General features: G+C 58.9%; 14 protein-coding genes. 10 read left to right on the top strand and 4 right to left on the bottom strand.

Annotated features, from left to right (window positions below):
• Positions 1 to 39 precede the first annotated feature (39 nt).
• Entirely contained in the window at positions 40 to 1,158 is a 1,119-nt protein-coding gene (locus tag HY29_RS09275; protein WP_051601367.1) for a GGDEF domain-containing protein, read from the top strand.
• A gap of 18 nt (positions 1,159 to 1,176) precedes the next feature.
• Here HY29_RS09275 and HY29_RS09270 read toward each other — a convergent pair whose 3' ends face one another.
• Positions 1,177 to 2,550 (bottom strand): mechanosensitive ion channel domain-containing protein, encoded by a 1,374-nt coding sequence (locus HY29_RS09270; RefSeq protein ID WP_081811317.1) that lies wholly within the window; start codon positions 2,548 to 2,550, stop codon positions 1,177 to 1,179.
• A gap of 248 nt (positions 2,551 to 2,798) precedes the next feature.
• Here HY29_RS09270 and HY29_RS09265 point away from each other — a divergent pair, with 248 nt between their 5' ends.
• Positions 2,799 to 3,167 (top strand): hypothetical protein, encoded by a 369-nt coding sequence (locus HY29_RS09265; RefSeq protein ID WP_034796040.1) that lies wholly within the window; start codon positions 2,799 to 2,801, stop codon positions 3,165 to 3,167.
• Between the two features lie 276 nt (positions 3,168 to 3,443).
• Positions 3,444 to 5,045: an AbgT family transporter gene (locus HY29_RS09260; RefSeq protein ID WP_034796037.1), complete on the top strand. Its 1,602-nt coding sequence runs from the start codon at positions 3,444 to 3,446 to the stop codon at positions 5,043 to 5,045.
• Positions 5,046 to 5,105: 60 nt separating this feature from the next.
• On the opposite strand, the gene HY29_RS09255 is transcribed toward HY29_RS09260, so the two are convergent.
• Together HY29_RS09255 and HY29_RS09250 are read right to left on the bottom strand one after the other, a co-directional pair.
• Positions 5,106 to 5,735 (bottom strand): MlaC/ttg2D family ABC transporter substrate-binding protein, encoded by a 630-nt coding sequence (locus tag HY29_RS09255; protein ID WP_241765177.1) that lies wholly within the window; start codon positions 5,733 to 5,735, stop codon positions 5,106 to 5,108.
• A gap of 33 nt (positions 5,736 to 5,768) precedes the next feature.
• Entirely contained in the window at positions 5,769 to 6,524 is a 756-nt protein-coding gene (locus tag HY29_RS09250) for an MlaA family lipoprotein (RefSeq protein WP_034796032.1), read from the bottom strand.
• 139 nt (positions 6,525 to 6,663) lie between these two features.
• Between HY29_RS09250 and HY29_RS09245 the strand changes: the two genes are divergently transcribed.
• The 7 genes from HY29_RS09245 to metH all read left to right on the top strand — a co-directional run bounded on the left by HY29_RS09245 (position 6,664) and on the right by metH (position 13,884).
• Positions 6,664 to 7,641, top strand: coding sequence for an ArsR/SmtB family transcription factor (locus HY29_RS09245; RefSeq protein WP_034796030.1), 978 nt, complete (start codon positions 6,664 to 6,666; stop codon positions 7,639 to 7,641).
• Positions 7,638 to 8,546, top strand: a complete 909-nt coding sequence (gene metF / locus HY29_RS09240) for a methylenetetrahydrofolate reductase [NAD(P)H] (protein WP_034796028.1) — start codon at positions 7,638 to 7,640, stop codon at positions 8,544 to 8,546. The genes HY29_RS09245 and metF overlap by 4 nt, the downstream gene beginning before the upstream one ends.
• 2 nt (positions 8,547 to 8,548) lie before the next feature.
• Positions 8,549 to 8,977: a VOC family protein gene (locus HY29_RS09235; protein ID WP_034796021.1), complete on the top strand. Its 429-nt coding sequence runs from the start codon at positions 8,549 to 8,551 to the stop codon at positions 8,975 to 8,977.
• Between the two features lie 3 nt (positions 8,978 to 8,980).
• Entirely contained in the window at positions 8,981 to 10,054 is a 1,074-nt protein-coding gene (locus tag HY29_RS09230) for a homocysteine S-methyltransferase family protein (protein ID WP_034796020.1), read from the top strand.
• Positions 10,051 to 10,479 carry a gamma-glutamylcyclotransferase family protein gene (locus tag HY29_RS09225; RefSeq protein WP_034796019.1) on the top strand — a complete coding sequence of 143 codons (429 nt, stop codon included), beginning with the start codon at positions 10,051 to 10,053 and terminating at the stop codon, positions 10,477 to 10,479. The genes HY29_RS09230 and HY29_RS09225 overlap by 4 nt, the downstream gene beginning before the upstream one ends.
• Before the next feature lie 97 nt (positions 10,480 to 10,576).
• Entirely contained in the window at positions 10,577 to 11,257 is a 681-nt protein-coding gene (locus tag HY29_RS09220; RefSeq protein WP_155838276.1) for a hypothetical protein, read from the top strand.
• Positions 11,254 to 13,884, top strand: coding sequence for a methionine synthase (gene metH / locus HY29_RS09215; RefSeq protein WP_051601365.1), 2,631 nt, complete (start codon positions 11,254 to 11,256; stop codon positions 13,882 to 13,884). Before HY29_RS09220 ends, metH begins: the two co-directional genes overlap by 4 nt.
• Here the strand turns inward: metH and HY29_RS09210 are convergent.
• Positions 13,881 to 14,723: a DUF5694 domain-containing protein gene (locus tag HY29_RS09210; RefSeq protein ID WP_034796017.1), complete on the bottom strand. Its 843-nt coding sequence runs from the start codon at positions 14,721 to 14,723 to the stop codon at positions 13,881 to 13,883. The genes metH and HY29_RS09210 overlap by 4 nt on opposite strands.
• Positions 14,724 to 14,824 lie beyond the last annotated feature (101 nt).

Below are 14,824 nucleotides of genomic sequence, written 5' to 3'. Positions count from 1 at the left end.
CGGTGACCCGCATTGGCTCAGGCACAGGCGATACAGAAAATGGACGCTCCATCCGCGGCAGATCGCCCGGTTAGGGCGGCGCCGTCTGATGCAGATCTGGTCCATCAGGAAGGGCCGTCCTCTTCCAATTTCGACAATATCATTGCGTTGCTTCGCAGCATGTTGATGGTCGAAACGGTCACGATTTCCATTGCGTATGGCCAGCATGAGCACCTTCTGGCATCCTCGGCCCTGCCGCAGGACGATATTTACAGCAATGTCCAGTTCTTCGCCGGTGTCCCGATCTATTCCTATGAGAAAGAGATCATCGGCACATTGTCGGTGATGGATTCCCGCCCGCGTGAATTGACGCCTAACCAGTTGACCTCGCTGGAGGATGTCTCACGGGTTGCGGCAGACCTGTTTGAGCTGCGCAAGCTCGCCTCGATTGACGGCCTGACCGGCCAGATGACCCGCCGCGCCTTCGAGCAGGAAGCCTCCCGTGTGCTGCAGCTGTCTTCGCGCCACAAGCACAAGGTTTCGATGATCGGGCTCGACGTTGATCACTTCAAATCGATCAATGACACCTATGGCCACGCTGCGGGTGATGAAGTGCTCAAGAAAGTCGCCCAGACCTGCGCCGAAACGCTACGGACCAGCGACATGTTGGGCCGGCTTGGCGGCGAGGAGTTCGCTGTTCTCCTGCAGGAAACGGATCATGAAGGCGCCACCCAGGTGGCCGAAAAGCTGCGCAAGGCCATCTCTCTGCTGCGCTTCGAATTCGACGGAAAGACTGTCGGCGTCACCGCCAGCTTCGGCATCAGCTCCAACGCGCATGCCGATTACGATCTTTCAAAGCTGTTGGAGCAAGCCGACGCGGCAATGTACAAGGCCAAGCAGACGGGCCGGAACCGCTGTGTGGCCTATGGCGACGAAAAGCTGCCTGAGCGTGTTGTCCGCCGCCGCGTGTTGAAATCCGGCCAGATCCAGTTTGCCGGAAACGCAGCCAACATTGACTGCACCGTCCGCCAGCTCGGCCAGGATGGTGCGGGGCTGGATCTGGTGACCACCGCGAATGTGCCGAATGAGTTTCGCCTGCACATTCGTTCCGATGGCCTGACGGCGAATTGCAAAGTGATAGAGCGTACCCAGACGCATCTGGACGTCGTCTTTCGCTAGCGCGGCAAACACCGTTTCCTATTCGACCGGGCGGTTCTCATCCAGCAGGTCGCCTTCCTTGCTCTCGGCGCGCTCCTCGGCGACTTTCTGGTCGATATGCTCGTCCGGTTTCACATCTGCTGCTTCGGTCGTATCGACCTGTACGGATGATTTCGGCTTTGGCTCAGGTTTGGGCGTTGTCACCTGGCCGCTCGTCAGGTCCGCACCATTGTCAAAACGCAAACGATAAATTGGCTCGGGCAGGGTGAAGCCTGCGTCTTCAAGCACATCCTTGGCTGCGCTGATGGCCAGTCCGCGCGCCTTGGCGAAATTCGTCTCCCTCTGGTCCACCCAGCCCATGAAACGCAGCACAATATTGGAATCGCCCACTGTCTGGATAAACGCCTCCGGGTCTGGCGTCGCCAGAACGAAGGGCAGGCCCTTCAGCGTATCAAGGCCCAGCTGCATGGCCGCTACCGGATCATCTGCGGCGTCCACGCCCAGATCAAACTCGAACCGGCGTTCCGGATTGCGCGTATAGTTCAGGATCACGGCCTTGAAGACAGTCGAGTTCGGAATGCGCAGATGGTTGCCGTCCAGTGTCATCAAAACGGTGGAGCGCGATGTCAGGCGCACCACCTTGCCTTCGTGCTGGTCGATCACGACATGCTCATTCGCCCGGAAGGGCTGGCGTACGCTCAGCATGATGGACGAGATATAATTCTCCAGCGTATCGCGCACCGCAAAGCCGACCGCGATGCCTATGACGCCTGCGCCGCCCAGCACGGTGCCCATAATGGCTGTCGCGCCCAGAAAGTTCATTGCCACGACGAGGCCGACCAGCAGCATGATGATGCGGAACGCCCCCGCGACGAGTTCCGACAGGAACGGGTTTGGCATGATGACGCGCCAGAACGCCTTCCACGAGGCCAGCAAATGGCCGATTAGGCCGATCAGAAGGAACACGGCCAGCGCCACGCCATAGAGGGGCAGGGCGCGGTAGAAATTCTTCAGGCGGCTGGACGTGGAATCCAGAAAGGGGCTGACATTGTCCTGCACGGCCAGCGTGCGCTGTATCTGGTCTTCCACCGTCACGACGCCCTGCAGGCGCAGGGCAATCTGCTCGGCCCGGTTGGCGGCGGCGGCATTGGCCACATCCCCGCGCAGCGTCACGACGCCTTCGCGTACCTCCACGGTGACGGCCTTCAGCGTGTCGATTTCCTGAAAGATCGCCGTGATCCGTTTCTGGATGTCGGCGTCAGTCGCTGCCGGGTCTGGCGTCTGAATGATGGGGGCCGGGTCTTCCGGCGCGGCCTGATCCGGTGACTGCGCCAGCGCGTTCGGCGCAGACATGACAAGACAGAGCGCCAACAGTGCCCGCCCCAGCCAGTTCTTCAAATGGTTGGATCTCATACAGTCAGCCTCCCCGGGGTTCTGGCCTAACAACCTAGCTTGACCGCATCAGTTCCCAAAGCCCGGTATATGTTTCAGCAAGAGCGCCCCAGATACCAACCTATCCTGAGCGAAGTCGTATGCTTCGTAAATTCCGGGATGACGCGAATGGCCACTTATCCCACAAAAAATCCGCCCCAATCTGCAGCAAACATTGACGCGAAAATAAACTTGTCCGACACCCTCCGTTCCCGGTGTATATTGGGAACATGACTGATCCGCGCTTTGCCCCGGCTTTTGCCTATGTCCACCCGGTCTTCTGGCCGTGGCTTTGGCTGCAGCTTTGGGCCATCGCGAAATATCAGAAAGAGACCGGGCAGCACTTCCTGTTGCGCATCACACGCTACGGCTCCGTCCATTTGAAATACGCGTCCGACCGGCCAAAACCAAAGACCCTTTATAAATACGAGGCGCCTGCTGTTCCCGCATGGGAACGCCCGGCGCTGGGCAGCGATATGCCGGCCGAGTTGGCAGAGGATGCGCAATCGTACATCTTGAGCGCGCTCGCGGATGTCCTGCAGTCTGATCTCGCAGACTTGCGTGTCGTTCACTCTGCGCCCGCTATCGACACGTCCTGATACGGAACTTGCAACCAGAACCCAGCTCCCTCAACCGGATGGCCCTCGCCATGCCGGGCAAAACTGCTGGCCGAAGTGAACATGTCCGGCCACTTAACGTCCCGCATGTCTCTGTGCGCCTGATATTGCTGATCAGACTTCGCGAACGGGTTCGTAAGTCAGTCTTGTAAATTTCAACCTGTCATGCCCTAATCATTGTTTGCCTGGTGAGAGAATCCAAAGCGCAGAGCCGGATATCTGGCCGCCGGGCAGCAAATTCTGAATTCAGGGGAGATCATGACGGACCAACCACCCGCCACGACGCAGAAGGGCTTTCTGGGCTTTGTTGAGCGCACCGGAAATCGCCTGCCAGACCCGGTTTTCCTGTTCTTTTACCTAATCCTCGGCTTGATGGTCGTCTCCCAGATTTGTGCCTGGGCCGGGGTGTCGGCCTTCCACCCGACCCAGGTGACAGATCAGGGCGTGCCGCTGCAGATTGAATCGCAAAGCCTGTTCTCGCCGCAGAACATCCAGCGGCTGTGGGTCGATATGCCGGCCACATTCACGCACTTCCATCCGCTCGGTTATGTTCTGGTCGTGATGCTGGGCGCGGGCGTCGCAGAACGCTCGGGCCTGTTCTCCAGTGCCATTCGCGCGGCCGTGCGCGGGGCCCCGAAAGCCTTGCTGACGCCGCTGGTTGCCCTTGTGGCTATGCTGTCAAACCATGCTGCTGATGCGGGCTATGTGGTGATGATCCCGCTGGCAGGTATCCTGTTCGCCTCGGCGGGCCGTCATCCGCTGGCTGGCATTGCCGCGGCCTTTGCGGGCGTGTCTGGGGGCTTCTCGGCCAATATCTCGCCGGGCCAGCTTGATGCGCTTCTCTTCGGCATTACGGAGTCTGCCTATGAGGCCAGCGGTATTGATGCCGGCTGGACCATGAATATTGCGGGCAATACTTTCTTCATCATCGCGTTGCTGGCCATCTATCTGCCCGTGATCTGGTATGTGACGGACAGGATCATCGAGCCGCGCCTCGGCAAGTGGACGCCCTTTCCAGGAGCCGCCGTTCAGGCTGGCGATGAAGACAAACCGCTGACAGACGATCAGCGCAAGGGCCTGCGTAATGCCGGCCTTGCCTTGTTGGGGGTCTGTGCCCTGTGGGCGCTGATGACGTTCGGTCCGGGCACGCCCTTGCTGGCGGATGGGCCGGGTACCGAAGGCAATCCCTGGTACCAGAAGGCCGGGCCGTTCTTCCGGTCGCTCGTGGCTGCCTTTTTCGTCCTGTTCCTTGCGGCAGGCTGGGCCTATGGCGCCGCAGCCAAGACGGTCAATAATCACCGCGACCTTGTGAACATGATGACCGAGTCCATGAAGGATCTGGGCTATTACCTCGTGCTCGCCTTCGCTGCGGCGCACTTCGTCGCCATGTTTGGCTGGTCCAATCTGGGGCTGATTTCTGCCGTCCATGGCGCTGACGCGATCCAGAATAGTGGATTGCCATTACCCATCGTGCTCGGCCTGATGGTGCTGCTTACGGGCTTGCTCAATCTGTTTGTCGGGTCGGCCAGTGCGAAATGGGCGCTTCTGGCGCCGGTGCTTGTCCCGATGCTGATGCTGCTGGGCGTCAGTCCGGAAGGCGCCACGGCGGCCTATCGTGTGGGCGATGGCGCGACAAATATCATCACCCCGCTCATGGTCTACTTTCCGCTGATCCTGGTTTTCGCCCAGCGCTGGCAGAAGGATTTCGGCCTTGGCAGCCTGACGGCGATGATGATTCCCTATTCGCTGTGGATGCTGATTAGCGGTGTCGCCTTGATGATGCTCTGGATTTTCCTGGCTCTCCCGCTTGGGCCGGGCGCGCCGGTGCATATCGAGCTGCAGGAAATCGCTACCCCATAAACCAAAGCGCCCCCGGATCTGCATCCGGGGGCGCTGTTTTTCTGGGTCAGGAGCGGCCGTTTATTTGCGCTTCTCGTTGTCCAGATTATCCGTCATGCTTTGGATCTTGTTGATCAGCGCATCGGCAGATCCATTCGTACGGTCCAGCAGGGCCAGGAACTGGGCGCGCTGTTCAATGGCCAGCCAGATCAGATTGCCATCCAGGTTCAGGGCCACATCGACGACCTGATACTTGCCGTCACGGGTCAGAACGCGCCAACGGACATCCATGTCCTTGCCGTCCTGACGCTTGATCACGGTATTCACAATGGAATCAGTAGGGGAGCGGTCTACAGAATCCTTCACGACCACGGCTTCGCCGCGATAGTCGTCGAGTTCGTTTTCATACACGGCCAGGGCGTATTCGCGGAAAACCTTGCGATAGCGAGCCAACTCGTCATCGGTGAAACGACGGGCATATTTGCCGATGGCAAAGTTCGACACCGCCGTCATGTCGGTGAATTCGTCCATATAGGCGTTGAACTTCTCCGTCCGCTCTTCAGCGTTTAGCGACGGATCGTTCAGTGATGCCAGCACTTCACTGGCATTCTTCTGGACGTAAGCTTCGGTTTTGGCATCCGCAAAGGCGGACGGCACGGTCATCATCACCACCGCGCCGGCCACAGCGAGGTGTCGGAATAGGTGAGTCACTTCATTGCTCCTGTATCTGGGCTGATGCCAGAGTTAGTCTTCATATTCGTCAAAATCAGGGAGATCTTCGTACGCTTCTGCCTCATTCAGACGACCATTACGGATTTCCGCCTGACGCTGAGATGAATAGATGCGACGAAGCGCGACATAAGGTTCGGGCTGGGCGTTCAATTGTTCGATCTGATCGTCCAGGGCAACACGGGCATTCAGACCGCCAAGAACGCCGCGTCCGATGGCGATATGGTCATCCAGGTCCGGGTTATCGGCGAACTCGGTCCATGTGAGGGGATCCATTGCCCGGTCCACGCCGCTGCCGAACAGGTCACGCGGTGTGGTAGGCCCTAACAGCGGCATGACGAGGTAAGGGCCGCTATCGACCCCCCAGACGGCCAGCGTCTGTCCGAAATCCTCACTATGGCCTTCGATGCCATTATAGCCGGCGACGTCCCAGAGGCCGGCAATGCCGAAGGTTGTGTTGACCATGAAGCGGCCCAGCGTGGTGCTCGCACGGTCGCCTTCGCCTTGCAGCAAATCATTCACGAAGATGACGGGGGACTTCAGATTCTGGAGGAAATCGCCCACACGATCACGCGCAAATCTTGGCGTCACGGTTTCATACGCGCTTGCTGCGGGGCCCAAAGCGTATTTGTCGACTTCATTGTTGAAGGCGAACATCTGGCGATTGAACCCTTCATAGGGGTCATTCACCACACCTGTTTCTGCAGTCTGTGTAGAGGCGCAGGCGGTGAGACCGGCAACCATGGCGCATGCTAGAATCCGCTTGGACATATCGTTAACCCCGCTGGTGGAAATCGCTAAATGGTTGCTTTGAGTATCACCTTCAACACTTAATTTTCTAATGTGTAATTAAAATTACATATGCAAACTGCTGTTGCCAGAACATATAAATCAATGTTTATATCATTAAATGAGTTCTCGGCTTTTCCCTTTGATAGACTGTCTTCGCGCGGCAGGCGAACCTACGCGTCTGAGAATACTGGCTTTATTGCGCCAGAGAGACCTTTCTGTCGGGGAATTGGTACAGCTTCTGGAGCAAAGTCAGCCCCGCTTGTCGCACCATTTGAAGGCGCTGACAGCTGCCGGTCTGGTCGAAAGATTACCCGAAGGCTCCTTTGTTTTTTACCGATACGCAACGCAGGGCATGGGCAAAACCTTCCTTGATTCGCTCTTCTCACAGCTTTCGGAAGACGATGTGGAGCTCTCAAAGGATGCCGAGCGCCTGGAAGAGGTCAGTGCTGCGCGCGCCACCTCGGCTGAGGCTTATTTCTCGTCCATGGCAGAGAATTGGGACCGGTTGCGCTCAATGCACTCGCCAAGCGAGGCCATTGAAAAGGCGCTGCTGGAACTGGCCGGACCGGGCCCGTTCGCACACATGCTGGATTTCGGCACCGGCACGGGCCGGATGCTCAGCCTGTTTGCGCCTCTGGCGGAGGAGGCTGAAGGCATTGATCTCAGCCACCACATGCTGACCGTCGCCCGCGCCAATCTGGAGCGTGACGGCGTCGAGACCGCACGTGTGCGCCAGGGCAATGTCACCTCTGTTCCCTTCGAGACAGCGAGCGCAGACCTCGTGATCATCCATCAGGTGCTGCACTATATGGACGCCCCGAATCGCGCGATTGCCGAGGCAGGCCGTGTACTGAAGCCCGGTGGGAAACTGCTGATCGTGGATTTTGCGCCCCATGACCTTGAATTCCTGCGCGCCGAACATGGCCATCACCGTCTGGGCATGTCGCATGAAGCGATGTCGGCCTGGGCCAGTGATTCCGGCCTGGCGATTGATCCCCCGCTTTCCTTCGCGCCGCCTTCTGGCGAGGAGGAAGGCCTTACCGTGAATATATGGAAAGCCGTAAAACTGGCCACTTCCGTGGAGAATGCTGCATGAGCCCGCTGTCATCTACCGCTAAAGGGGAAGCGCCGAACGTTTCCTTTGAATTCTTCCCGCCCAAGAGTGAGGCCATGGCCAACCGCCTGTGGGAAACTGTTGAGCGCCTGCAGCCCATGGCTCCGGACTTCGTTTCTGTCACCTATGGGGCCGGTGGCTCTACGCGGGAGCGGACGCATGATACCGTGCGCCGGATCGCTCAGGAGACCAGTCTTCGCCCCGCAGGCCATTTGACCTGTGTTGGGGCGACCAAGGAGGAAGTCCTCTCTGTTGCTGAAGACTATTGGGATGCCGGCGTGAAGCACATTGTTGCCCTGCGCGGGGACCCGCCAGCCGGCATGGGCGAAAAGTTCGAGCAATACCCGGGCGGCTTCCAGGATTCGATTGATCTGATCCAGGGCATTCGCGAACACCGTCCGGAGCTGGGCCGCTGTTTTGAAATTTCCGTTTCCTGTTATCCGGAACTCCACCCGGAAAGCCAGGGCTGGGACGCCGAGATTGCTTTCCTGAAAGCCAAACAGGATGCCGGCGCAGACCGGGCGATCACGCAGTTTTTCTTTGAGCCCCAAATCTATCTGAACTTCCTGGAGAAGGCGCGTGCGGGCGGTGTGATCATGCCGATCGTGCCGGGCATCATGCTGCAGCCAAACTTCAAAGGCCTGAAGCGCATTGCCAAGCTATGCGGCTCCAGCCTGCCGGACTGGCTGCATGAGCTATATGATGGCCTGGATGAGGATGAAGAGACGCGGGAGTTGGTCACGGCAAATGTCGCGGCCGATCTCTGCCGTCAGTTGTCGGATGAAGGCGTGCGTAATTTCCACTTCTATACGCTGAACCGGGCCGGGCTGGCGCTGTCCACATGCCGCCTGCTGGGCCTGAAACCCAATTCCGCAAAGGCAGCCTGACCATGGCAGACAATTCGATCCATATCACGCTGGTCACGCTCGGCGTGGCAGATGTGCAGGCGTCTGCATCTTATTACGAGGCGCTGGGCCTGAAGCGGGCCGAGGCTTCTCAGGAGGCTGTTGTCTTCTTTGACATGGGGGGCGTTGCCCTCAGCCTGTTCGGAAGGGACCCTCTGGCAGAGGATGCCGGTGTGCCGGCAGGTGGCGTCGGCTTTCGCGCCGTGACATTGGCCTGGAATCAGGCTGACGAGGCCTCTGTCGACGCAGCGATTGACCGCGCAGTGGCAGCTGGCGGAACGCTGGTAAAGGCCGCCGAGAAAGTCTTCTGGGGTGGCTATTCCGGCTATTTTGCCGACCCGGACGGCCACCTCTGGGAAGTGGTCTACAACCCGTATGCGCCTTTGCGCGACGACGGATCAATGGAGCTTTAGACGATGAATAGACAGGACCGTATTGCAGCGCTGAAGGCGGCTGCAAAGGAACGCATTCTCATTCTCGATGGCTCATGGGGCGTGATGATCCAGCGCCGGGGGCTTGAGGAGGCTGACTATCGCGGCGACCGCTTTGGGGAGGCTGAATATCCCGGCCAGATGAAGGGGAATAATGACATTCTCTGCATCACGCGGCCAGACATCGTGACGGACCTTCACAATGCCTATTATGGTGCGGGTGCGGACATTTCGGAGACGAACACGTTCTCCGCCACCGTCATTGCGCAGGATGACTACAAGCTGGACCCGCAATCGGTCTGGGATATCAATCTGGAAGGCGCGAAGCTGGGCCGGGCAGCGGCAGATGCATGGACCGAAAAGGAACCGCACAAGCCGCGCTTCCTCGCCGGCTCCATCGGGCCGCTGAACAAGATGCTGTCCATGTCGTCCGATGTGAACGATCCGGGCGCGCGCTCTGTCACCTTTGATGAGGTGTATGAGGCGTATCGCCAGCAGATCCGTGCGCTGAATGAAGGCGGCGTGGACCTCTATCTGATCGAGACGATCACCGACACGCTGAACTGCAAGGCCTGTATCAAGGCGATCATGGATCTGGAAGAAGAGGGCATGGACAAGTTGCCGATCTGGATTTCCGGCACGATTACGGACCGGTCAGGCCGCACGCTGTCTGGCCAGACGGTCGAGGCGTTCTGGAATTCCGTGCGTCACGCGAAGCCCTTCGCGATTGGCTTCAACTGTGCGCTCGGCGCGGATTTGATGCGGCCGCACATCGCGGCACTGTCGCGCGTGGCAGACACGCTGGTCGCGGCCTATCCGAATGCCGGCCTGCCGAATGAGATGGGCCAGTATGATGAGGAACCGGAACAGACGTCCGGCTCCGTCGGTGGCTGGGCAAAGGACGGCCTGGTGAACATTCTGGGCGGGTGCTGTGGCACCACGCCGGAGCATATCGCGGCCATCGCAAAGGCCGTGGAGGGCGTGAAGCCGCGTATTCCGGCACCGAGCAAACATACAATGCGCCTGGCAGGGCTTGAGCCGTTCGAGGTGGCATCATGATGAAGCGCGACGTGGAGGCAGGTGACCTCTTTGTCTTCTATGGCCTGTTGAAGCTGGGCGCGGCGGGGCAGCCGGAAGATCTGCCGCTGTCAACGGCAGGCGCGTTTGGCGAGAGCTGCCGGTTCCGTGGGCGGATGGTTGATCTGGGTGGATTTCCGGGTATCACCGAGGGAGACACGCTGTGCCATGGTATCCGCTGGAAGATCAGCGATCCTACGATCATGTCGGCCATGGACGCTTTCGAGGATGTGACCGACGACCCGGAAACGAGCCTCTATATCCGCACACAGATTCCCTTGCTTGACGACGCAGGAAACGAGACAGGCGAGATGGCCTGGATTTATTGGTACAACCGGCCTGTGGACGGATTTCCGCTCATGGCCGATGGAAACTGGCCACTTGATGCCGGGAAAAAGAGAAAATGACTGCTCATTAAGAGCTTCAGTCCACCGAATTCGAACCGAAGGTATTTCCGAAATGATCTCGAGACGATTGAAGTCGGCGCTTGTAGGCGGGGGTTTCTTGCTTCCCGCCCTTGGTGCATCCGCTATCACCTGGGCAAGCGAAAAGGTGGATGATCCATTCTCCGACAAAATGTGCGAGGTTCACGTGCCGATGTCCTGGGGAGGGTACATCTACCAATACCCAAGCAAATGGGATGGTGTGTATTGGCCGCAGACAGATGAAGCCTGGCTATGGTCGTGTCCGAGCGGGTTTGTCTCTTTTGGGCAGGACATCGCATTTGACGAAGATGGTGCAAAGCTGCCGGAGGATGAGCGCGCCCGCATCGCTGCGGTACTCGAAGGCTTTGGAAGCCGTCCAAGCAGCGAAGCAGAAAAACGCCAGCGCCTGATTGCGATAGAGGCGGTCCGGGAGCGTGGCGCAATCTTCCGCGCAGAGCTGGCCCGACTGAAGGTGTATTGGGCGGAGGAGCAGGATAAGGCCGAACTTCGGCAAGCTGCCCGAGACCTCACCGTGCTTGCCATTCCGGAGGCCGAAACCGGACCGGAACGAATCCAGTTGTATTTTGTCCTTGGGGTCTATGACGACGTTGCCGGTGAGTACGCATCCGCAGACAGTTGGTTCGAAAAAGCCCGGACCGAGATTTGGACCGACGAAGACGGTAAAGAGAATGTCGGACTCGATTATTTCAATGCACTGATCGACGAGACTCTAACCAACCGCAAAGAACAGCCAGAATGACTGCAGCGTCCCAATCTTTTGTAAACGTCGGTGAGCGTACAAACGTCACGGGTTCCGCCGTATTCCGCCGCATGATCACGGAGGGCCGCTATGCTGACGCCGTGGAAGTGGCCCGCCAGCAGGTCGAGAATGGCGCGCAGGTGATCGACGTCAATATGGACGAAGGCATGCTGGACGGTGCCGAGGCCATGCGCACCTTCCTCAATCTGATTGCTGCCGAGCCGGATATTGCCCGCGTTCCTGTTATGATCGACTCCTCGAAATGGGAGGTTATCAAGGCGGGCCTGAAATGCGTGCAGGGCAAAGCCATTGTGAACTCCATCTCCATGAAGGAGGGGGAAGACCAGTTCCGCAAGCAGGCCCGCGAATGCCTGGCCTTCGGCGCGGCGGTCGTGGTCATGGCCTTCGATGAGACAGGGCAGGCGGATACCAAGGCCCGCAAGGTAGAGATCTGCCAACGCGCCTTCCGTGTCCTGACGGAAGAGGTGGGCTTCCCGGCAGAGGACATCATTTTCGACCCGAACATCTTCGCGGTCGCGACTGGCATTGAAGAGCACAATAATTACGCCGTGGATTTCATCGAGGCGACAAAGGTGATCCGCGAGACATGCCCGGGCTGTCACATTTCGGGCGGCCTCTCGAACGTGTCGTTCAGCTTCCGCGGCAATGAGCCGGTACGCCGGGCGATGCACTCCGTCTTCCTCTATTATGCCATTCCGGCAGGACTCGACATGGCCATCGTGAATGCCGGCCAATTGGATATCTATGATGATATCGAGCCGGAGCTGCGTGAGCGGGTCGAGGATGTCATCCTCAATCGCCGCGATGATGCCACCGAACGCCTGGTCGACATCGCCGAAGGCTTCAAGGGCCAGAAAGGCAAAAGCCTTGAGAAGGATCTCTCATGGCGCGAGGCCCCTGTTCAGAAGCGTCTGGAACATGCGCTTGTCCACGGCATCACGGAATTCATCAATGATGATACAGAAGAGGCGCGCCTGGAGGCAGAACGCCCGCTGCACGTTATTGAAGGGCCGCTGATGGACGGCATGAATGTGGTCGGTGACCTGTTCGGATCCGGCAAGATGTTCCTGCCGCAGGTGGTGAAATCCGCCCGCGTGATGAAGCAGGCCGTCGCCTGGCTTGAACCCTATATGGAAGAAGAGAAGAAACGTCTCGGTACGGTGGATGTATCCAATGGCAAGGTGCTGATGGCCACTGTGAAGGGCGATGTGCATGACATCGGCAAGAATATTGTTGGCGTGGTGCTGGCCTGTAATGGCTATGAGATTCTGGACCTTGGCGTCATGGTGCCGGCGGAGACAATCCTCGACACGGCGGCAAACGAGAATGTCGATGTGATCGGCCTGTCCGGTCTGATCACACCCAGCCTGGACGAGATGGTCTATGTCGCATCCGAGATGGAACGCCGCGGCATGAAACAGCCGCTGCTGATCGGCGGCGCGACGACCAGCCCTGCGCATACGGCGGTGAAGATCGAACCGGCAATCCGCTGCGCGCCGGTTGTGCATGTGGCAGATGCGAGCCGCGCGGTCGGAGTCGTCAGCTCACTGCTGAGTGATGACGAGAAAGACAATTTCGTCACCCAGACCAAAGCCCGCTATGAGCGCATGCGTGAATCCCGCGCGGGCGGTCCGCCAAAGCCGCGCCTGCCGCTGGCCGAAGCGCGCGAGGCCCGGCTGAAGCTCGACTGGGATGCCTATACCCCGCCGGAGCCGACCTTTGAGGGCGCAAAGACCTTCAAGGATTTCGATCTCGCTACGCTGGCGCGTTATATCGACTGGACGCCTTATTTCTCCGCCTGGGACCTTGCCGGGAAGTATCCGCAAATCCTGAAGGATGAGATCATCGGCGAAGCGGCCTCAAGCCTCTGGCGTGATACGCAGGCCATGATGCAGAAACTGGTCGGCGAGAGCTGGTTCCAGCCGCAGGCCGTGGTCGGCTTCTGGAAGGCCAATGCCGATGGAGATGATATCCGGCTTGGCACGGGCGATGTGTTCCACACGCTGCGCCAGCAGATGGTGAAAGACAATACGCGTGCCAATTTCGCCCTGTCAGATTTCATCGCCCCGAAAGGCGATGACTGGATCGGTGGCTTTTGTGTGACTGCTGGTCCGCAGGCGGAAGAGATTGCCGAGGAGTACAAGGCCAAGGGCGACGATTATTCCTCCATCATGGTGAAGGCGCTGGCAGACCGGTTCGCTGAAGCCCTGGCGGAATACATGCATGAGCGTGTGCGCAAGGAACTCTGGGCCTATGCGCCAGAGGAAGACTTGTCGTGCGAGGAGCTGATCTCCGAGACATATCGCGGCATTCGCCCGGCGCCCGGCTATCCCAGCCAGCCCGAGCACACCGAAAAGGAAACCCTCTTCAAACTGCTGGATGTGGAAAACCGGATCGGTGTCTCCCTGACCAGCAGCTTCGCGATGACCCCGGCGGCCAGCGTTTCCGGCATGTATTTCGCGCATCCGGACAGCGTCTACTTCGCAGTCGGCCGCATCGAGAAGGACCAGGTTGAGGATTACGCCCGGCGCAAGGGGTGGGACACCCGCAAGGCCGAGCGCTGGCTGGCGCCGATCCTGAATTATGATCCGTTTGCGGTGGGCTAGTCTTCCAGATAGGGCATGACGTCTACCAGTTCGTAGCCCGGCATGTTCTCAACGAAATGGTGCAGCCAGAAATTATGGCCTGCGCCATAGATGACGAGGATGCGATCTCCGGGCTTTGCGGCTTCCAGCAGGTTTGAAAAGATCTCCGCATTGCGGGCATACCAGCCATAATTGAGCACCGCGCCGGCATGTTCTTCCGCGTCAGAGAGCTTGAGGAGTTCATAATAGAAGTCTTCCTGGTCTGACTGGATGACCTCGGGCCGGTTGAGGCGTGCGAGCAATTGGGAAATCGTCTCCGTGTTCTGGGCGGCTTCCAGTTCGGTGGAGTTTGCCCGGACCTTCGCGACCATGTCGTCGATCAGCTGTGTCTGTCCTGTGCGCTCCGCGAAGGTCTGCACACGCTCAAACGGGAAGAAGGGAATTTCGCCCTCGGACTCATCAATTGCGTAGACGCGATCCAGTCCCAGGTCCCCGGCGACGCGATAGCCGATCTGGATGATCTCGTTGCGCTTTTGGGTCAGGTCCTCAGGCGTGTAGTTTTGAAAGCCTGGATCGATCAGCGTATCGCCGGGGCGCTCTCGCTCAATCGCGATGGCTGTGGGCTGAAACTCTTCCAGGCGCTTGGCCAGTGTCGAGAGCTCTGCCTGGCGCTCCGGGGCGAGCACATCGTCGGCCTCGGTGTTCACGAGATCATGGCCCGGATTTGAGAAGTGGTACACGCCCAGCACCATGATCTGAACAGTATCTTCGTCAGCTGCCGGGGCAGGGGCGGAAGTTTCCACGGGCTGGGCAGACGCGCAGGCGGCGAGCATGAACAGCGCGGCGAACATGTATTTCATGACATATCTCTCCTTTTCGGGTGAGATGCGCCAACCCCTGCAGTTGGATGCAGGCCGCTGTAAATAAAATCGTGACGGGCGTGACTGGCTTGTCTGGCAAT

Origin of the sequence: Hyphomonas beringensis, from assembly GCF_000682755.1 — a bacterium.
Classification (GTDB): domain Bacteria; phylum Pseudomonadota; class Alphaproteobacteria; order Caulobacterales; family Hyphomonadaceae; genus Hyphomonas; species Hyphomonas beringensis.
Note: the sequence above shows the minus strand (reverse complement) of the source record. Positions and strands in the feature narration are given on the sequence as shown.